The organism is Pectobacterium versatile (assembly GCF_003932035.1).
Taxonomy (GTDB): domain Bacteria; phylum Pseudomonadota; class Gammaproteobacteria; order Enterobacterales; family Enterobacteriaceae; genus Pectobacterium; species Pectobacterium versatile.
Window position 1 is genome coordinate 1124381 of record NZ_CP034276.1, and the last position, 19177, is coordinate 1143557.

General features: G+C 52.9%; 16 protein-coding genes. 8 read left to right on the forward strand and 8 right to left on the reverse strand.

What is annotated here, in order from left to right:
- Positions 1–48 precede the first annotated feature (48 nt).
- Positions 49–2202, forward strand: coding sequence for an ornithine decarboxylase (locus EIP93_RS05135; protein WP_125232382.1), 2154 nt, complete (start codon positions 49–51; stop codon positions 2200–2202).
- A 76-nt stretch (positions 2203–2278) separates the two neighbouring features.
- Here the strand turns inward: EIP93_RS05135 and ansP are convergent, their stop codons facing one another.
- The 3 genes from ansP to EIP93_RS05150 all read right to left on the reverse strand — a co-directional run bounded on the left by ansP (position 2279) and on the right by EIP93_RS05150 (position 5495).
- The gene (gene ansP / locus EIP93_RS05140) at positions 2279–3730 is read right to left on the reverse strand and encodes an L-asparagine permease (RefSeq protein WP_125232383.1); all 1452 of its coding nucleotides are present in this window, start codon (positions 3728–3730) and stop codon (positions 2279–2281) included.
- 309 nt (positions 3731–4039) lie between these two features.
- A complete protein-coding gene (locus EIP93_RS05145) occupies positions 4040–4780 on the reverse strand; it encodes an SDR family oxidoreductase (protein ID WP_119881049.1) in 741 nt (246 codons plus the stop codon).
- A gap of 85 nt (positions 4781–4865) precedes the next feature.
- Positions 4866–5495, reverse strand: a complete 630-nt coding sequence (locus EIP93_RS05150; protein ID WP_039490327.1) for a TetR/AcrR family transcriptional regulator — start codon at positions 5493–5495, stop codon at positions 4866–4868.
- A 288-nt stretch (positions 5496–5783) separates the two neighbouring features.
- Here EIP93_RS05150 and EIP93_RS05155 point away from each other — a divergent pair, with 288 nt between their 5' ends.
- Positions 5784–7007, forward strand: a complete 1224-nt coding sequence (locus EIP93_RS05155; RefSeq protein ID WP_103942658.1) for a Tm-1-like ATP-binding domain-containing protein — start codon at positions 5784–5786, stop codon at positions 7005–7007.
- Positions 7008–7019: 12 nt separating this feature from the next.
- Positions 7020–7853 (forward strand): phosphoenolpyruvate hydrolase family protein, encoded by an 834-nt coding sequence (locus EIP93_RS05160; RefSeq protein WP_103861219.1) that lies wholly within the window; start codon positions 7020–7022, stop codon positions 7851–7853.
- Positions 7854–7976: 123 nt separating this feature from the next.
- Here EIP93_RS05160 and EIP93_RS05165 read toward each other — a convergent pair whose 3' ends face one another.
- Entirely contained in the window at positions 7977–8387 is a 411-nt protein-coding gene (locus tag EIP93_RS05165) for a DUF2628 domain-containing protein (RefSeq protein WP_103942656.1), read from the reverse strand.
- Positions 8388–8950: 563 nt separating this feature from the next.
- On the opposite strand from EIP93_RS05165, the gene EIP93_RS05170 reads away from it, so the two are divergent.
- On the forward strand, positions 8951–9994 hold the full coding sequence (locus EIP93_RS05170; protein ID WP_125232384.1) for an alpha/beta hydrolase family protein: 1044 nt from the start codon (positions 8951–8953) through the stop codon (positions 9992–9994).
- On the opposite strand, the gene EIP93_RS05175 is transcribed toward EIP93_RS05170, so the two are convergent.
- The 4 genes from EIP93_RS05175 to mutY form a co-directional block, all read right to left on the reverse strand.
- Positions 9957–11039 (reverse strand): helix-turn-helix domain-containing protein, encoded by a 1083-nt coding sequence (locus EIP93_RS05175; RefSeq protein ID WP_103942653.1) that lies wholly within the window; start codon positions 11037–11039, stop codon positions 9957–9959. The genes EIP93_RS05170 and EIP93_RS05175 overlap by 38 nt on opposite strands.
- Before the next feature lie 95 nt (positions 11040–11134).
- Positions 11135–12208, reverse strand: a complete 1074-nt coding sequence (gene mltC / locus EIP93_RS05180; RefSeq protein ID WP_103861216.1) for a membrane-bound lytic murein transglycosylase MltC — start codon at positions 12206–12208, stop codon at positions 11135–11137.
- Between the two features lie 52 nt (positions 12209–12260).
- Positions 12261–12533, reverse strand: a complete 273-nt coding sequence (locus EIP93_RS05185; RefSeq protein WP_005975842.1) for an oxidative damage protection protein — start codon at positions 12531–12533, stop codon at positions 12261–12263.
- Positions 12530–13636 (reverse strand): A/G-specific adenine glycosylase, encoded by a 1107-nt coding sequence (gene mutY, locus EIP93_RS05190; RefSeq protein ID WP_125232385.1) that lies wholly within the window; start codon positions 13634–13636, stop codon positions 12530–12532. Before mutY ends, EIP93_RS05185 begins: the two co-directional genes overlap by 4 nt.
- 165 nt (positions 13637–13801) lie before the next feature.
- On the opposite strand from mutY, the gene trmB reads away from it, so the two are divergent.
- The 4 genes from trmB (at position 13802) to EIP93_RS05210 (ending at position 19002) form a co-directional block, all read left to right on the forward strand.
- Entirely contained in the window at positions 13802–14521 is a 720-nt protein-coding gene (gene trmB / locus EIP93_RS05195) for a tRNA (guanosine(46)-N7)-methyltransferase TrmB (RefSeq protein ID WP_039472184.1), read from the forward strand.
- Between the two features lies 1 nt (position 14522).
- Positions 14523–14867: a YggL family protein gene (locus EIP93_RS05200; RefSeq protein WP_039502718.1), complete on the forward strand. Its 345-nt coding sequence runs from the start codon at positions 14523–14525 to the stop codon at positions 14865–14867.
- Positions 14868–14981: 114 nt separating this feature from the next.
- Complete coding sequence (locus EIP93_RS05205) at positions 14982–15695, forward strand: YggN family protein (protein WP_103942649.1); 714 nt, start codon at positions 14982–14984, stop codon at positions 15693–15695.
- Between the two features lie 214 nt (positions 15696–15909).
- Positions 15910–19002: an autotransporter domain-containing protein gene (locus EIP93_RS05210; protein ID WP_125232386.1), complete on the forward strand. Its 3093-nt coding sequence runs from the start codon at positions 15910–15912 to the stop codon at positions 19000–19002.
- The last annotated feature ends 175 nt before the right edge of the window (positions 19003–19177 follow it).

Here is a 19177-nt window from a genome sequence, read left to right on the forward strand (position 1 = left end):
TGTCTTTTAGGCACGTACACTTACCCTTAACCGTTTGGGTTTGGTTACATGAAACAGTTAAAAATTGCGGCGAATGCAGCGGTTGCCACCCGTTTAATCACAACGCGCGAGATTGTCGCGTTGAGTCAGACCGACTTCACTGATGTGGCGGCGGTCGTGGTTTCTATTGAGGAAGCCCGTAGCGGCATTCTGTCGATATTGCAGCACACCGGTTTTAGCATTCCGGCGTTTGTCGAAGAGCCTGATGAAGATAGAGAGTTAGATGTTCTGCCTGCGGGCAGCGAATGGCTGATTCTCGATGACGAAGGCGAGCACGCGAACGTACTGGAACGTGCAGCGAAAGCCTATCAGGATGCGATACTGCCACCGTTTTTCGATACGTTGACCAAGTACGTCAACATGAAAAACACGACGTTTGCCTGCCCGGGGCATCAGGGCGGTCAGTTCTTCCGCAAGCACCCGGCGGGGCGTCAGTTTTTTGAATTTTACGGTGAGAACGTTTTTCGTTCGGACATCTGTAACGCTGACGTCAAACTGGGTGATTTGCTGATCCACGAAGGCGCGGCGAAGAAGGCGCAGAAGCACGCTGCGCGCGTGTTTAATGCCGATAAAACCTATTTCGTGTTGAACGGCACCTCCTCTGCGAACAAAGTGGTGACAAACGCGCTGCTGGCGCGTGGCGATCTGGTGCTGTTTGACCGTAACAACCATAAATCCAACCATCACGGTGCGCTGATTCAGGCGGGCGCGACGCCGGTCTATCTGGAAACCGTGCGCAATCCGTTCGGCTTTATCGGCGGCGTGGATGCGCACTGTTTTGATGAAGCCTACCTGCGCAAGCTGATTGCGGAAGTTGCGCCGGAACGTGCCAACGAGCCGCGCCCGTTCCGTTTGGCCGTCATCCAGCTCGGCACCTATGACGGCACGATTTATAACGCGCGTCAGGTGGTCGATAGCATCGGGCACCTGTGTGACTATATTCTGTTTGACTCCGCCTGGGTCGGCTACGAGCAGTTTATCCCGATGATGGAGCAGTGCTCGCCGCTGTTGCTGGATCTGAATGAAAACGATCCGGGCATTTTCGTGACTCAGTCGGTGCATAAGCAGCAGGCTGGCTTCTCCCAGACCTCGCAGATCCACAAAAAAGATACCCACATCAAAGGCCAGCGTCGTTTCTGCAACCATAAACAGCTGAATAATGCCTTTATGTTGCACGCTTCGACCAGCCCGTTTTATCCGTTGTTCGCTGCGTTAGACGTCAATGCCAAAATGCACGAAGGGGCAAGTGGGCGTCGTATGTGGATGGACTGCGTGAAGCTGGGCATTGAAGCCCGCAAGCAGTTGCTGACGCGCTGTTCGCTCATCAAACCGTTCGTGCCTGTGACGGTGGGCGGGGCGATCTGGCAGGATCACGATACGGAGACGATCGCGCAGGACGTGCGTTTCTTCAACTTCGAGCCGGGCGAGAAATGGCACGCGTTTGAAGGGTACGCGGAGGATCAATACTTTATCGATCCTTGCAAGCTACTGCTGACGACGCCGGGAATTGATGCGATTAGCGGCGATTACACTGAATTTGGTATTCCGGCGACGATCCTTGCCAACTATCTGCGCGAGCACGGCATCATCCCTGAAAAATGCGACATGAACTCGATCCTTTTCCTGCTAACGCCAGCGGAAGACGCAGCAAAAATGCAGGAACTGGTGAATGCGTTAGTGCATTTCGAAACGCTGATCTCCCGCGATGCACCACTGAGCGAAGTGCTGCCCAGCCTGTATCAGAAATACAAAGAGCGTTATCGTGGTTACCGACTGCGTCGGCTGTGTCAGGAAATGCATGATTTTTACGCTCAGCACAACGTGAAAGATCTGCAAAAAGCGATGTTCCGTAAAACCGAATTCCCGTCAGTGGTGATGCTGCCACAAGATGCTAATAGAGAATTTGTGCGCGGGAATATCGAACTGGTTCCTATCGACGAAGCGGAAGGGCGTATCGCGGCGGAAGGGGCATTGCCGTATCCACCGGGCGTACTATGTGTCGTGCCGGGTGAAACCTGGGGCGGGGCGGTACAGCGCTATTTTCTGGCGCTGGAAGCGGGAATTAACCTGCTGCCCGGCTTCTCCCCGGAATTGCAGGGCGTCTATAGCGTCGCGGAAGAAGATGGCAGTAAGCGTCTGTACGGTTACGTGGTAGAACAGTAATTACGGATGTAGGTAGGCTCAGAAACGCAGGCTCGGAAACGAGCCTGCGTTTTTTCTGCCCTAAGATATTGGTCTCTTAACGCAAATCAGATTCCTGCTGATTGGCGAGTTTCACCGCTTCACGCTGCTTTTTCAGCCCGCGCCAGCCGATCATCAACATGATCGTCAGCACTGGAACCGTCGCAATCGTCCAGGTGCCATTCGGGTAATCAAACGCCATCAGCCCCAATACGCTCACCAGAAAAGCCAGCGTTAGCCATGATGTCACGGGCGCACCGGGCATTTTGAACGCTACCGGCTTGGCTTTCCCCTGACGAATCGCTTTACGCAGCTGCATCTGGCAAAGAATGATGAACGCCCAGGAGCAGATAATGCCGAGCGAGGCGATATTCAGGACGATCTCGAACACCTGCGATGGCACCACGTAGTTCAGCACCACGCCGATAATGTGGATGCCGACCGTGACCAAAATACCGGTATAGGGCACGGACTGGCCGCTCATTTTCGACAGGAAAGCGGGCGCCGAACCACCCAGCGACAGCGAGCGCAGGATGCGTCCCGTCGAATACAGACCGGAGTTCAGGCTGGACAACGCGGCGGACAGCACCACGATATTCATGATCGTCCCGATATAGGGAACGCCCAGCTTGCTGAAGAAGGTCACGAACGGGCTTTGTCCGGCCTGATAGGCGTTCCACGGCAGCAGGCAGACCAACAGCGCAACCGAGCCGACGTAGAACAGGCCAATACGCCAGATGACGCTGTTGACCGCTTTCGGCAGCACCTGCTCTGGGTTTTTACATTCGCCTGCCGTGGTGCCGATGATCTCAATGCCGGCAAAGGCAAATATCACCCCCTGAACCAGCACCAGTGCAGGCAGAATGCCGTGCGGGAACAGGCCGCCGTTATCGGTAATCAGGTGCAGGCCGGGCGTGTTGCCGTCCAGCGGGCTGCCTGTGCCGAGATAGACCGTGCCGACCACCAGAAAAATGGCGATAGCCGCGACCTTAATCAGCGCAAACCAGAACTCCATTTCAGCAAACCACTTCACGCCGATCAGGTTCATCAGCGTGACGATGGACAGCGCACCCAGTGCAAACAGCCACTGTGGGACATCGGCAAAGGTGCCCCAGTAGTGCATGTAGAGCGCGACGGCGGTGATGTCGACAATCCCGGTCATCGCCCAGTTGAGGAAGTACATCCAACCTGCGACGTAGGAGGCTTTTTCACCCAGAAACTCACGCGAGTACGACACGAAGCTACCGCTGGTGGGGCGATGAACGATTAGCTCGCCCAGCGCGCGCAGAATGAAAAAAGAGAAGATGCCGCAAACCAGATAAACCAGCGCCAGGGCTGGCCCTGCCATTTGCAGACGAGCCCCCGCGCCAAGAAACAGTCCGGTGCCGATGGAACCGCCAATTGCGATCATCTGTACGTGGCGGTTGCCGAGACTTTGGTGATAACCCTTTTCGTGGAGACGCTGCTGAGCAGCATGATGCTCGCTATTGGTTGAGGAATGTTGTGTCATTTACTCGGTGTTTTCCTGTCTGTCACGCATCTCGTGGTGACGCGTTTTCTATTATTATTTAAAATTCAAATGATTACGTTTTTGTCTGCGACGTTTTTTTTATGATGCGTTGAGCGCGGTAAGCCGCATGGCAGAAAACAACGGCAGCGATGCTACCTTTTCCTGTGTTCTGTGGCAAAAAATGGATAGCAGGAAAGTGTGTCAGAGCATGATGGCGTGGAGATCGCGGTGTGTCAGGCGGGGAACACCCTTCACCGCTCCGGTTATGTGATAAATACCGGAGCGGGATGAAGTGCAAAATGTGATGGGTTACACGCCGATATCTGCGCGCGTCGGCCCCTGAAAATGGATGGCGTTGATATGGCAACTACGCGGCTGGATGAGCACGAAACGCATGGTTTCCCATATCGAGCGGGCATTCAGCAGATGCTCGCCCATTTTTTCCCCGCTAGCGGGGTTGTCATCAAAGCCGGTGACCTCAAAATCTGGCGGATAAAACCCCGTCACGCGGATATTTTCCTGCGCGACATGATGCGCCAGATTCTGGCTAAAACCGCTCATGCCGTGCTTGGCGGCGAAGAAAGCGGGGTGAGCGATAGAGTCGTGGAACTGCGGTAGGCCGCAGACGGAAACCATCGCCAGAATATCGGCACCTTGTGAACGACGTAAGCTCGGCAACAGTGCTTTGGTGAGCAGAATAGAACCGGTCAGGCCGGAGTTGATGGTGCTGACGATATCCGCATCGGTGTCTTCTTCCCCTAATCCGCCTTCCAGCCATTGTGCCGCGCTGAGCACCAGAATATCGACGGGCGTACTGTCTTCCAGCAACTGTGCGGAAAAGGCTTTAACCGAATCAGGACTGGCAATATCGCACTGATACGCACGCGCCGTACCACCCTCCTGATGAATGATGTCGACGCTGGCCTGTGCATCGGCCAGTTTGCGGGCGCAAAGATCGACCTTCACCCCTTCGCGAGCCAGCCAGACGGATACCGCTTGTCCAAAGTCGCGGCCACCGCCGGTGACAATCGCGCGCTTACCTTTCAGCATCATATATTCCCTTGGCAAAGAATGTGCTTCCGTTGCTGCGTATCCGGCGACAGAGCGGGACGCAGCATAAGCATAAATGTGTTCGTTAGGTTTTCTGCGAATCGGCCTGTGCGGCGTCTTCTTCCGCCTGCCGTAAAATCGCTTTGGCGACCCACTGCGTGACATCCTGAATGCCGTCTTCTTCCAAATGCCAGATATCTTTCAGCACCAGGAAAACCTCCGAACCATAAATAAGCGATAAGGCATAAATCACCCGCTGTTGTGCTTCCGGCGTGATTTTTCCTTCCAGCGGTTCGGTGGCAATTTTGAGCAGACGTTTGCGATTGCCGCGCGTCAGCGTATCCGTATGCAGGCGATTGGAGCGGCGATCGGCCCATTGTTGCAGTGAAAGATGTAACGCTGCACGCAGCGCACCTTCATGCTCCAGCATTCTTGGGTAAGCAAAGTGCAGCAGTTCAGACACGCGTTCACTGGCGTCCGGCTGTGTCGGGTGCCACGCCAGAATAGGGCCAAGGCTTTCGCCGACAACAGCTGAGACTAACGCACTTTGCGTCGGAAAATAGCGGTAAGCCGTCGCGCGTGAAAGCTGAGCCGCAGCAGCAACGTCGGTAATGGAAGGGAATATGCCTTGATCGAACATATTCATGGCGGTATCAATTAATAAACGACGGGTTTTCGCCCGTGTTGATGTCAGTTTTTCATCCCGTTCAATCACATAGACCTCATTGAATTTTCGGGCCGGACGCTATCGGGCAGCACGGCGTTGTCGCCTGAACTATAGCAAATTGCGTGATTCTTGTGCCACGTCAAGCTTTCTTACTGTTAATGTAATGCCATACATAACATTTTGAGACTTTTGTCTCATTTGAGTATTTAATGATTTGTCTTTCTGATACTCAAGTCTCAATATGGCGACAAATTAATCTTTTCTGTTTTTGGCTTATTATAATTGCTACTTATATCAATATGTTAATTGTTTTGCTAACGGTGGGAGGGATACCAAATGGGAAGTGAAGTTGGCAGCATTTATATTGCAAGTACCGCTGATACTAAAGGAAAAGAACAGATTTACGTCCGCGATTTGATTGCCGCTACAGGCTTAAAAACGGTCACGGTCGATCTGTCAACGACACCGCCGTCAGCAGATACACAAGTGACAGATGCGACAGATATCAGCGCCGCAACGGTGGCATCTTACCATCCGCAGGGCGCATCGGCGGTGTTTTGCCATGACAGAGGGCAGGCAATTAGCGCCATGGCCGTTGCGTTTGAGCACTTCATGCTGTCCCGCGAGGATATTGCCGGGGTGCTGGGGCTTGGCGGCTCCGGCGGAACGGCACTGATTACGCCTGCGATGCAGGCATTGCCGATTGGTATGCCGAAGTTAATGGTATCGACAATGGCTTCTGGCGATATCTCCGGCTACATCGGTGCCAGCGATATCAGCATGATGTATTCCGTCACTGATGTGGCGGGCCTGAACCGCATTTCTCGTCAGGTTCTCGGCAACGCCGCGCACCAGATTGCCGGTGCCGTGAAGTTTCATATTCAGGAACATCATGACGATAAGCCCGCGATTGGCCTGACCATGTTTGGTGTCACGACGCCGTGCATTCAGGAAGCCAGCGCATTGCTGGAGGCGGAGTTTGACTGTCTGGTCTTTCACGCGACGGGCAGCGGAGGGAAAGCGATGGAAAAGCTGGTGGACAGCCATTTGCTCACTGGCGTGCTCGATCTCACCACGACAGAAGTGTGCGATTTACTGTTTGATGGCGTGCTGGCCTGTGGACCGGAACGGTTTGATGCGATAGCCAAGACGCAGGTGCCTTACGTGGCGTCCTGCGGTGCGCTGGACATGGTGAATTTTGGTTCTCCTGCCAGCGTGCCGGAGAAATACGCGCATCGTCTGTTCTACAACCACAACGCGCAGGTCACCCTGATGCGAACCACGATAGACGAAAATATCGCGATGGCGCGCTGGATTGGGGAGAAGCTCAACCGCTGTGAAGGCGATGTGCGCTTCCTGATCCCAGAAGGCGGCTTCTCCGCGCTGGATGCGCCGGATCAGGCATTCTGGCACCCGGAAGCACGTGACGCGTTTATCAGCACGTTGGAGAGCGTCGTTCAGCAAACGGCAAGACGACAGATTATTCGTCTGCCTTTCCATATTAACGATCCTTTATTTGCCCATGCCGCAGTCGATGCGTTTCGGGCGTTAGTGAAATAAGAAGGGAGAAGCATGATGTCAGGCATTAATCGTCAGGAACTGCTGGCAAAATTCCGCGACATGATCGCGCGCCGCGAGCCGATTATCGGCGGTGGCGCGGGAACGGGGCTTTCCGCGAAATGTGAAGAAGCGGGTGGCATCGATCTGATCGTGATCTACAACTCTGGGCGCTATCGCATGGCGGGACGAGGTTCGCTGGCTGGCCTGTTGGCTTACGGCAACGCGAATGAGATCGTCGTGGATATGGCGAAAGAGGTGCTGCCGGTTGTGAAGCACACGCCAGTGCTGGCGGGCGTGAACGGGACCGATCCTTTCTGTCAGTTTGATAAGTTTCTGGATGACCTGAAAGCGCTGGGTTTTTCTGGCGTGCAGAACTTCCCAACCGTTGGACTGATTGACGGTAATTTCCGCGCCAATCTGGAAGAAACCGGAATGGGGTACGCGCTGGAAGTGGACATGATTCGTCTGGCGCATGAAAAAGACATGCTGACCACGCCTTACGTGTTCAGTGCGGCAGATGCTGTCGCGATGACGAAAGCAGGGGCGGATATTATTGTGCCGCACATGGGGTTAACCACCGGCGGCAACATTGGTGCGGAAACCGCGCTTAATCTGGCGGATTGCGTTCCGTTGATTAATCACTGGGCACGTGAGGCGAAAGCCATCCGTAAGGATGTGATTGTGCTGTGCCACGGTGGACCGATTTCAACACCGCAGGACGCACAGTTCATTATGGATCACTGCCCGCAGTGCGATGGTTTTTACGGTGCCAGCTCTATGGAGCGGCTGCCGACAGAAACCGCATTAACGGCTACTACACAGCAATTCAAAAAAATTAAGCGTTAACAGACTTTTTTGGCTCTATATCTGCCGATGTCCTAAAAAAGTAGGAGAAAGGCAGGTAAATTTTTCGCCAATATCAGGGAATGCGGCCAGCACATGCTGGCCGTAGTTTTATGCGAGCGAAGGTTAGAGCATACCTTCAAATGGATTCCAACTTTTGCTGTCTTTGGTTTCTTTCAGGTAGTTAGCGTAGTTGGCGGTACCTGCCCACAGATAACTGATAGAAAGACCGATGGGAAGGTTCATATATTCGGGAAGTGTGGCGTCAACAATAGCTTCAGTCAAAGCGATAATAAGATTGATAGCAATGGAAATACCTAATAACGTCAGGTTTTTTCGCCACAATCCAAGAACAAAGAAGTAAATAGGACCAAAAAAGAAAGCAATAAAATTGCTCTGAATGAGAATCCTGTTGAGGAAACTGAGATTTTTAAATGCATTCTTGTGGGCTAGCGTGTTAGGCCCACCAAACTCATTATAAAATGCGAATCGGGTTTGCCATTTTTTAGAATATTGCTTATCTACTGTATTTTCCATAACACCGTCCCTATTTAAAGATATGAATAATATTTCTATGAATAATTTTCGATGGATATTTTACTGACTGATTTTTTTCTGGCTACTGATGGTTTTTTTGTCATGATTTCCATTGTTTTATTTTTTATAATTTATGGTGGTAATCTGATTTTGTTATTATTAGTGGGTTAATTAAATGGTGTTGTTGCGGAAGTAATAGAGTCAAAGGCAGGCAGGACAGCCTATGTGGTTTATTTTTTAATGGTGAGCGTATTCATTACGATGATGGTTTGTTCTTATTATTTTCATTAAATCGGCATAATTGATTGAGCTAAGTAAAAATTAATACTGTGCTTAACGTATGTTATAACTTGGTTTTTTCACACAATAGCAAAGAATAGGGGCATTTATTGACGTTAATCGAGCATTTGTTGTCAGAGTATGCTTATTCCTCTATCGACTCCCAGCCATGTTGCTGTTCAGGTAGCAAAACAGGTACTAAATAGCGTTTTAGGTCGCATAGGGAAGAAAGTCATTGTTATAACTGCTATTTTTCACAGTACAGAAACTTCGGAGAAATAGGTATGACATGGCGCATCACGATAGGATTGATAACGAATCTACTACTCAGCTTCGCCGTTATGGCGGATGTTGGCATTGGGTTTCAACAAATAACGCTGGCTGATGAGGCCAATAATAGGCCGTTGGAAGCTGCCGTATTTTATCCGGTTTCATCATCACAACAGACTGCGATAATCGGTGAGAATCCCGTATTTCCCGGTATCGCCGTAAGCAAAAATGCCGTGCCTGAATCCGGTGAATATCCCTTGATTGTAGTTTCACACGGCTATGGCGGGAGCTGGTTTAATCAACTCTGGCTGGCACAGGCGTTGGTCAAGCAAGGTTATATTGTTGCCGCGCCCAATCACCCAGGAACTACCACTAAAGATATGCGGGTTGAGAAGGCTCAGGAATTATGGCTACGGCCCAACGATATTAGCCGCGTTATTACCGCTTTACTCGCTGCTCCAGAAAAAACGGGGCGTGTTGATGTGCAGCGTATTGCCGCTGTAGGCCATTCGCTGGGGGGATGGACGGTATTGGAGTTAGCGGGCGGGCGTTTTAGCACGCAGCAATTTGAGCGTGATTGTCTGACGCATGTTGGGCTGGCGTCCTGCAAAGCCTATGAAAAGATGCATATCGCAAAGAATGCGTCATTACGTGCGCAGCTTGATAAGCCATTGGCGGATCCGCGTATCAGCGCGGTGGTATCGCTGGATATGGGGCTGGCGCGAGGGTTTACCGCGGAGAGTCTTGCGGCAATACACATTCCCGTTTTGATCGTTGCGGCTGGGTATCCTAATGAGGAACTGCCTGCCGAGCTGGAATCTCACGATTTGGCACAGAAGCTGTCACCAGCGCATTCAGCCTATAAGGAAATTGCCGATGCGACGCATTTTAGCTTCATGCAGCTTTGTAAGCCGGGTGCCATTGAGATCATTAATGCCGAGAACCCTGGGGATGGCATGATTTGTCTTGATGGCGGCGCACGTTCGCGTGAGCATATTCAGCAGGGCGTTGTGAAGGATATTAGCGATTTTCTTCAGGCGGCGTGGCGGAAGCCATAGCCTGTGCCCGAAGTGGGTGCTGACTACGCCAGACGCTGGGGCTCATCCCCGTGAGTCGCAAAAACTCGCGGTTGAAGTTTGATTTAGTCTGAAATCCGCTTTCCAGCATGATATCCGTGATTCGTGCATCCGTTTGGCTGAGGAGGCGTTTAGCCTCCTCAATTCGGTATTCGTTCATCACCTGCGAGAAATTACGACCGTGCACGCGGTTGATGGTTTCGGACAGGCGTCTTAGCGGTATTCCCATGCGTCGGCTCAGGCGCTGAAGCGTCATGTTGGGGTCGGTGTATAACGCATGCGTGCGAATGAAATCATCTAACGTTTTCGCCAGTTGGTGTTCATCATCGGTTGCGGGTAGTGTTTCCGGCTTCTGGCCATGTGTAACGCTAAGCTCAGCCTGCGGGTGTTGTGCAGAGTGCGTGACGATAAGCAGGGTCAATATCGCCAGCATGATGATGTGGAATACGGTGATGATAGTCGCCGCGCTATTGCCGCTGTAGAAAGCGATATCCAGTGCAATGACGATATCGATAGCGCCGGAGATAAGCACATACAGCCCGGCGATAAACGGTGCGCTTTTCCACTTGGGCAATGACGTTTGCAGACGGTGAGCGCTGTAAATCAGCATTGCCCCATAGCCGAAGTAAACACTTACCAGCATCAGATCGATGAGTGGAACGGTTGTTCTGCTTTGGATGGCGCTTGCACCAAGGATGAGTAAGGGCGGTAACAGATGCCAGAGAGATCGTCGACGGTTGTGGGTTACGTCCTCAGATGCCTTTTCTCCATAGGGGAAAAGACACAGCCATAACAGCGGTGGAATCGATGCGGCAATGGCGGGTTGGATAAATGAGGGTAAAGCAACATGGACGCCCCAGCGTAACGCTACCACTGTCAGGGCAAGACAGCTTACGCTGATGAGTATCGCCTCTGCTTTGGTATTGCGCGTTTTAGTCCCTTTATTTTGAATAGCCAGAAACTGGATGCGAAAAAACAAAATAACCAGCAAAAGTGCGGTAATAAACGGTAAGGGAATCGCGGTCATCGTGTTTATCAACAACGTTATTGTAGATATCTGGTCTGATGAAACCGCACTACCGGAGTAAACCCGGTAGTGCGGCGTTCTGTGGTGCGCGTGAATTAGCGGCGGTAATTTTTCTGTGCCGTGTTCACTTTGTACAGATAGCGGCGTGATTCGCCAGACGGATGCTTCGTCGTCAGCGTTTGGTAGACATCGCCCGGTGACATGTTGTTGATAATGCCCACGGCGCGATCGCGATCGCTGGAGAAGACGCGTAACACACTGCCTGCGCCACCGTTATAGGCGGTGATGACGGCGTAGCGTTTCGACGTTGGGTTTTCAATACCGGCCAGATAGCTGTTCTTCAGAATAGACAGATAGGCGGTACCCGCATCGATGTTTTGTTCTGGATCGAACAGATAGCTGCGGCTCGGCTGTCCCCATTTCCCTTTCATCTTGAAGACGTCGCGTCCTGCGCTGTGCTGTACCACCTGCATCAGACCCAGTGCATCGGAACGGCTGACGGCGTAAGGGTTGAAGCTGGACTCTGTCTGCATAATCGCCAGAATCAGCGACTCTTCAATGCCGTAACGCTCGGAAGCCTTACGCACCAGCGGCAGGTATTTGTGTGCACGCTTGTCCAGATGGTTAGGGACGAGCTGCATCGTGACCGACCAGATAACGTGCAGGCCGGAGGTGCGTTTTTGCAGACGGTTCTGGAGCAGATAATCTGCGAAGCTGGCGGCACGGCCTTCCCAGCGGATCGGCTGTCCGGTGTTATCCAGTACCTGTCCATACAGCAACGGTTCGCGGCTGATTTGAATATCGTTAGCGTCGGAATACAGGTCGGTGTTACTGGCGTCATCGCCCATCAGCAGGGTCGTGATAATCGCCTGACGCAGGCTGGCAACGGAGTTGGTTGCCGAAATGGTTTCGATAGTGATTGAACCGGCATCAAAGTTGATGTGGCTACGCGTCTGATATTGATCGGTGTATTTGACGTAGTCTTTTGGGCCAGCGATCAGAACTTCATTCATCCCCCAGATATTTTCGATGTTGTGAGCAAATTGCCCCATCAAAATATCGAAGGCGTTGGTATCCTTGAGAAACTCTTCGTTGTCGGCATTCCCTTTGTTTCCCGAACAGGAAACCAGCAGTGGTGCAATCACCAGCAGCGCTAACATTTTCTTCATATAACAAGCCGTGTCGGAATGGGGACGTAAGCGGGCCCGAAAGCCCGCAATCTCAGTGGCTCGGAGGCGTGTAGCCTTCGATGTGTACGTCCTTCCCTTCAAACAGGAACTTGATCATTTCCTGTTCCAGCAGCTTACGGTCGTCAACATTCATCATGCTGAGCTTTTTCTCGTTGATCAGCATGGTTTGCTTGGTTTGCCACTGCGCCCAGGCTTCTTTAGAAATTTCGTTATAGATGCGCTTGCCCAGATCGCCGGGATAGAGCTGGAAATCCTGCCCTTCGGCGTCGCGTTGTAAAAAAGTACAAAAAATCGTTCTGCTCATGCTTCTTCCTCATCAATTGCGCAGGCATTCAAACGTGTTGACTGCGGGCGAGCCAACTCCCTCAGCAGGCGTTCTACCGGGGCGGCCAGTCCGACAGACGGCGGCTGCGCTAAGTTATACCAGAGACCTGCATCGTCATCCATGCAGGACCTGTTTTGTGAGCGATCGGTCTGCGATACGTCCAGCCAGAGCGGAACGATATCCAGATGAAAATGGCTGAATGTGTGGCGGAACGCGACAAGCTGTTGCAATCCATCAGGATTCAGACCACGTTGTTGCAGCCAGAGTTCCAATTCCCGACGTTCGCTGAACTGCGGGAAGCAAAATAGCCCGCCCCACAGGCCCACGGCGGGGCGCTGTTGCAGCCAGACTTGAGAACTCTGTTGCATCAGCAGGAACCAGCCGGTTTTCTCCGGCAGCGTCTGCTTTGGTTTCTTGCCGGGGTATTGCGCCCAGCTGTGGTTGGCGTAGGCAATGCAGCCGGTGCTCAGCGGGCAAAGCTCGCACTTGGGGCGGCTGCGGGTGCAGACTATCGCACCGAGATCCATCATCGCCTGATTAAACTGGCTGACGCCCTCTGCTGGCGTGACGTCTTCACTCCGCGCCCACAGTTTCTTTTCGACCTCTTTCTTGCCCGGCCAGCCGTCAACGGCGTAGCAGCGTGCCAGCACGCGCTTCACATTACCGTCGAGAATCGGGTAATGCTGGCCGAGAGCGAGCGACAGCACCGCGCCTGCGGTGGAACGCCCGACGCCCGGCAACGCCGCGACTTCATCAAAGGTGGTGGGGAATTCGCCGCCGTGACGTGACACAATAGTCTGTGCCGCTTTGTGTAGATTACGCGCACGGGCGTAGTAGCCCAGCCCGGTCCACAAGTGGAGCACTTCATCCAGCGGTGCTGCCGCCAGTGCACTGACGTTCGGAAAGCGTTCCATAAAGCGTTGGAAATAGGGGATAACCGTGGTGACCTGCGTTTGTTGCAACATCACTTCGGATAGCCATACTTTATAGGGAGTTTTCTCAAGCTGCCACGGCAGGGTTTTGCGGCCATAGCGTTGGTACCAGTCCAGCACCTGATGGGCGAACTGTTGCGCTTGCATCATAAAATGGGGTCACTATCCGGCAGGTAAAAAGTTTGATAGCGATTCCAGCACAGAGTGAATGTGCTGTAAACCGGAACTTTCCGAGGCAGTGGGCTTGCTAAACCACGGTATCCTTGCATAATGCGCGTTTCATTAACGAAATCGGACAGCAAGTAAGCACTCTTTATGATTAACAACGTCATTTCACCGGAATTTGATGAAAATGGGCGCCCGATGCGCCGTATCCGCAGTTTTGTCCGCCGTCAGGGGCGCTTGACCAACGGGCAACAGCTGGCGTTGGATAACTACTGGCCGGTGATGGGCGTGGAATATCAGACCGAGCTGGTCGATTTTAACGCGCTATTTGGTCGTGACGCGCCCGTGGTGCTGGAGATCGGTTTTGGGATGGGCGCATCGCTGGTGACGATGGCGGCACAGCATCCTGAGCAGAATTTCCTCGGTATCGAAGTTCACCTGCCGGGCGTGGGCGCGTGTCTCGCTGCCGCACAGGAAGCGGGAATCAGCAATCTGCGCGTGATGTGCCACGATGCGATCGAAGTGCTGATGAATATGATCCCGGATGGCTCACTGTCTATGGTTCAACTCTTCTTCCCCGATCCGTGGCACAAAGCCCGCCATAATAAACGCCGTATCGTTCAGGTGCCTTTCGTCCAACTGGTACAGAGTAAGCTGAAAGTCGGCGGCGTGTTCCACATGGCAACAGACTGGGAACCTTATGCGCAACATATGCTCGAAGTGATGACCTCTGTCACCGAGTACCGTAATCTTTCCAATAATAATGAGTACGTTGAGCGGCCGGAGTCCCGTCCGCTGACGAAATTTGAAGCACGCGGCCAGCGTTTGGGGCATGGCGTGTGGGATCTGATGTTTGAGAGGATAAAATAAAATGGCACAAGCTCGTAGCCGTCGTTTACGTAAAAAACTTCACATTGATGAGTTTCAGGAATTAGGTTTTTCTGTCAGCTTCCGCTTTCCAGAAGGCACTAGCGTCGAAGATATCGATAAGCTGATGGATAAGTTCGTTGACGACGTCATTGAACCACAAGGACTGGCATTCGAAGGCAGCGGTTATTTGCTCTGGGAAGGCCTGGTCTGTCTGCAAAAAATCGGTCACTGCACCGAAGAACATCGCCAACTGGTTAGCCGCTGGTTGGAAGAGCAGAAACTGACTGACGTAAAAGTCAGCAACCTGTTCGATATCTGGTGGGATCTGCCAGAACACCTGCTGTAATCCTTGGTCTTATCAAGGCATGCCTGAGCTGATTCTGGCTCAGGCGTTATCCGCCTCATCAAAGGGCGGATTGCCGCTCTCCCGCCACTGCCGTTGTTTTCTTCAGGAGAAAATATGTCGCGTAAAATAACCTTGGGTTTATTGATGTTGCTGTCCTGGCAAGTGCAGGCGGCCTATCAGTGCAACGTGAATCCGCAGGACGACATCGTTATCAGTCCGCAACACGTACAGGTCGTGGGTGCCAGCGGCAACTTACAACTCTCCCCGCAGGGCGATATCGTCCGTAACGGTACACCGCTGACCCTGAACGCCGAACAACGCCAGAAAGCCAAAGCCTATCAGGCGGATTTACGCCAGCAACTGCCGTGGATCGACCAGGGTGCGCAGCAGCATCTTGAAAAAGCGCGAGTCGCGCTGGATAACGTCATCGTGCAAGAGCTTGGCAGCGACAGCAATGTGCGCAATCGTCTGACTACGCTGGATAAACAGCTCAAGCAGCAGATGAACCGAATTATCGAACACCGCACCGATGGCCTGACGTTCCACCATCAGGCGATTAAGCAAGTTGAGCAAGATGGCAAGCAGCTCGTGCAGCAAAGCATGGGCGGCGTCTTGCAGGACAGCCTGAACGAGATGGGCGTAAAACAGATGTCCAGCGGCGGTAACCCGCTACAGGCTATGATGGGCAACCTCGGTGGCTTGCAGAAAGCGATTCAGGCCGAGTGGAACAATCAGGAACTGGAGTTCCAGCGCTTCGGTAATGACGTATGTAGCCGCGTCACATCGCTGGAAAACCAGCGCAAGAGTCTGTTGCAGACGCTGAAGTAAACTGACGTCGCTTAAGGAAACGGGCTGAGGCCCGTTTTTTGATCGTTCTTTTCTTATCTCTCCTTTCTCCGCCGTTTTCTTGTTGATCTGACGCCTCATTAATTTGTATCTGGATGCCCATTAAATTCATCGATTGTTACCTTCATACGTTATGAGTATTTGTACTAGTAACATAGAGTGACAATCACATTTGTGTTCGAACGGGGTGTCGTTAATGCTATCGGTGTGGAAAACCAATTTATTTAAAAACAAGGAAATGCGCATCACGGTGACGTCGCGGCATATTGGTGTGAAAGGTGGCCGTGTGCTTGCAATGGGCTTACTGTTGTTTTGTCCTGTAACGCTATGGGGAGCGGATAATTTTCGGACGGCGGAATATGAACATAACGGTGCCGCGCTGGATTCGATCAACGCGGCAGAAGCCTACAATCTCGGCTTCTCGGGGAAAGGCGTTGGCGTTGCGGTCATTGATTCTAATGGCGAATTAAGCGGTGATGAATTTGCCGGACGGGTGGACTCGGGCGCGGGGTGGATCTCGTCTCCGTGGGATGGCGCGTTTCATGGCTACGCGGTGGCAGGCGTCATTGGTGCAGCGAAAAACGATAGCGGCATTCATGGCATCGCCTATCAAGCGACGCTGTTGCCATTAGGAACCACCTTTTCATCGCAAACATTGGTTAACGCCCAGCTTAACGTGCTCGACCGGCCAGATATCAAGATCGTCAATAATAGCTGGGGATACCGAATATTTAACGACACGGTGCAGACGTTCAGCGCCGATCGTCAGAGTGAATTGCTGGACGGCATCATCAATAACAATACGGTGATTGGTGAGGAGATGGCAAAGCAGGGCCAGTTAACGGTGTTTGCTGCCGGGAACGAAGGGCATCTGACGCCGTCGATTATTTCCGGGCTGCCAACGCTATTGGATGCCTATGGCATTGAGAACAATATTGCCAATAACTGGTTAAATGTTGTGGCTTACGATCCTTCTCAGCGTCCTTCCAGCGCGGCATTTATTGCATCGTTTAGTAACCTGGGGTTTGGGTCGTCGGCTTATACGCTGCTTGCGCCGGGGGTGAACATCGTTTCTACCAGAGATGCGAACACCACTGATACATTCAGCGGCACGTCATTTGCGACCCCCTACGTTTCGGGCGTTGCCGCGCTGGCGTCTGAGGCGTTTCCGTATCTGAACGGTAAGCAACTGGCTGACATTCTCTTGTCTACCGCCACGCCGCTGTCTGGTAGCAATACTCCGCGTGCGGTGTTGCTCATCCACAAGAATTACGATGACCATCAAAACTATCTCAGTAGCGAACTCAATGTTTACGCGACGGGCAACGCCGTCACGTTCAGCGATGAGGAAATGACCGCTTTTCTGGCTCGGGTCAGAGAGGATGCGTTCTTCGACAATCTCACCGATGAACAGGTACGCAGCGCGATTCGTGCCCGCGCCAGCGCGCAAAATATCAATGTGCTTACGACGGATGATTACCAATCGCTATTTGGTCAGGGGATGGTTAACGCGTATAGAGCGGTGCAGGGGCCGGGCGCATTGAATGCCCAGAGGCTAAGCACTAGCGATCTCAGTAGCGGAACGTTTAACGGTAACTACGCGATCTACGGGGTTGATACGCAAGGCTATTCCAGCACCTGGAGCAATGACATTGCACAGGTGAAAAATACGACCAGCAGTAGTTCCCTGTATCAGTTGGATGTCGGCTTACGCAAACAGGGCGCAGGGGCGCTTTATCTGACGGGCAATAATACCTATCTCGGGCCGACCATTGTTGAAGGCGGCAGCGTTGTGGTGGGCAAGGTCGCGCAGGGGAGCGGCAGTCTGGCGGGGGATGTCTGGGTGCAATCGGCGGCAACGCTGGGCGGGCATGGCAAAATTGCAGGCACCGTCACGCTTGAGAACGGCTCAACGCTTTCACCCGGCGCATCCGTGGGCACATTAACGGTTGGCAATGTGGTGTTTCAGTCCGGCAGTATTTATCACTATGAGATTGATGAACAGGGCAACGCCGATGGCCTGAATGTCACGCAGGATGCGACATTGGCGGGAACCGTGGTGCTGGATGCATCTTCGCAGTCGTTGGGCGATCGTTTTACCCTGTTGAATGTCGGCGGCACGCTGAGCGGCAACTTTGATGGATTGGTTTCTAACTCAACCCTGCCTTTCCTGCAAGATACGCTGAGCTATGGCAGCAAGCAGGCTTATCTGGACGTGGTGCGCAATAATCGCGCCTTTAATGATGTCGCCACCAGCCGTAATCAACGCGCCGTTGCGCAGACCATCGAGAGCCAGAATAGTGGGCCGGTTTTCTCTGCTATCGCGAACAGCCGCAGCGACGCGGCCGCACGGGCCTCACTTGATAACCTTGACGGTGAGATCTACGCCGCCTCGCGTGCCGCATTGCTCCAGCGTAGCCGGTACGTGCGGGACGAGATCAACAGCGCGCTGCACGATGAAAATGCACAGTCGCTTTGGCTGAGTACGTGGGCGAACAACGGTCAGTTCGATGAGACGGCTGAATCCTCACGCGTTAACCACAGCGGCTATGGTTTCTTAATCGGTAACGGTAGCCCAGTCGGTGAAAGCAGCACGCTTGGTGTCGTCGTCGGTGCAGAGAAAAGCAAGATCAAAACCGATGCGCGTGCTGCCAGTAGCGATGTGACGGCTTATCACGTTGGCAGCTATTGGGGCACGAGCTATAGCGGCATCGCATGGCGATCCGGTCTGGTCTACAGCTATCTGGATATGGACAGCGAACGAAACATTCAGGTGCCCGGACTCACGAGTCGCGCTCAGGCAGATTATCATGCGCAACTTTTTCAGGGGTTTGCAGAGGGAAGCCATCGTTTCGCCTTCAATGACAGCCTCAGCGTTGAACCTTATAGCAACCTTTCGTATGCCTGGCTCGATCTCGCGGGTGGACAAGAACACGGTAGCGCCGCTGCGCTGCGCTGGGAGCGTCAGGGGAGCGGGGCGGGATACTCAACGCTGGGCTTACGCGGTGAGGCGCGCTGGTCTTCACTCTCGCCTGTCCGGCTCTATGCCGATGCGGGCTATCAGCGACGTCTGACGCCGGACCGTAATCAAACGCGGCTGAGTTTTGTGCAAGGCGGCGATGTTTATACGATCCATTCTGCCACTGACGATCGCGATGCATTGCTAGTGCGGGCGGGCGTCACGTTGGCGATTAAATCGAATGCGACGCTGTTGCTGGGCTACCAAGGCTTAGTGAGCGATAAAATGAGCGAAAACAGCGCCAAAATGCAGTTTGGGCTCACATTCTGATACTTGAAAATCATCCCCCACGCGCGGGTAAAGCCGTGTGTGGGGCGTTTGGTGCAGGGCTGTCGCCCGGTGAGATAATCCGCCGCCGATAGCTATACATCGTTAGCAGCCTATCGAAAAAAGTTCATTTTTGTGCCATGTCTGATTAACGAGACAGACATATTCCCTCCTCATA

What these genes read in the sequence shown, in the direction of transcription:
- EIP93_RS05135 (WP_125232382.1), top strand. Translation starts at nt 49, where the DNA reads ATGAAACAGTTAAAAATTGCGGCGAATGCAGCGGTTGCCACCCGTTTA.
- ansP (WP_125232383.1), bottom strand. Translation starts at nt 3,730, where the DNA reads ATGACACAACATTCCTCAACCAATAGCGAGCATCATGCTGCTCAGCAG.
- EIP93_RS05145 (WP_119881049.1), bottom strand. Translation starts at nt 4,780, where the DNA reads ATGCTGAAAGGTAAGCGCGCGATTGTCACCGGCGGTGGCCGCGACTTT.
- EIP93_RS05155 (WP_103942658.1), top strand. Translation starts at nt 5,784, where the DNA reads ATGGGAAGTGAAGTTGGCAGCATTTATATTGCAAGTACCGCTGATACT.
- EIP93_RS05160 (WP_103861219.1), top strand. Translation starts at nt 7,020, where the DNA reads ATGATGTCAGGCATTAATCGTCAGGAACTGCTGGCAAAATTCCGCGAC.
- EIP93_RS05165 (WP_103942656.1), bottom strand. Translation starts at nt 8,387, where the DNA reads ATGGAAAATACAGTAGATAAGCAATATTCTAAAAAATGGCAAACCCGA.
- EIP93_RS05170 (WP_125232384.1), top strand. Translation starts at nt 8,951, where the DNA reads ATGACATGGCGCATCACGATAGGATTGATAACGAATCTACTACTCAGC.
- EIP93_RS05175 (WP_103942653.1), bottom strand. Translation starts at nt 11,039, where the DNA reads ATGACCGCGATTCCCTTACCGTTTATTACCGCACTTTTGCTGGTTATT.
- mltC (WP_103861216.1), bottom strand. Translation starts at nt 12,208, where the DNA reads ATGAAGAAAATGTTAGCGCTGCTGGTGATTGCACCACTGCTGGTTTCC.
- EIP93_RS05185 (WP_005975842.1), bottom strand. Translation starts at nt 12,533, where the DNA reads ATGAGCAGAACGATTTTTTGTACTTTTTTACAACGCGACGCCGAAGGG.
- mutY (WP_125232385.1), bottom strand. Translation starts at nt 13,636, where the DNA reads ATGATGCAAGCGCAACAGTTCGCCCATCAGGTGCTGGACTGGTACCAA.
- trmB (WP_039472184.1), top strand. Translation starts at nt 13,802, where the DNA reads ATGATTAACAACGTCATTTCACCGGAATTTGATGAAAATGGGCGCCCG.
- EIP93_RS05200 (WP_039502718.1), top strand. Translation starts at nt 14,523, where the DNA reads ATGGCACAAGCTCGTAGCCGTCGTTTACGTAAAAAACTTCACATTGAT.
- EIP93_RS05205 (WP_103942649.1), top strand. Translation starts at nt 14,982, where the DNA reads ATGTCGCGTAAAATAACCTTGGGTTTATTGATGTTGCTGTCCTGGCAA.
- EIP93_RS05210 (WP_125232386.1), top strand. Translation starts at nt 15,910, where the DNA reads ATGCTATCGGTGTGGAAAACCAATTTATTTAAAAACAAGGAAATGCGC.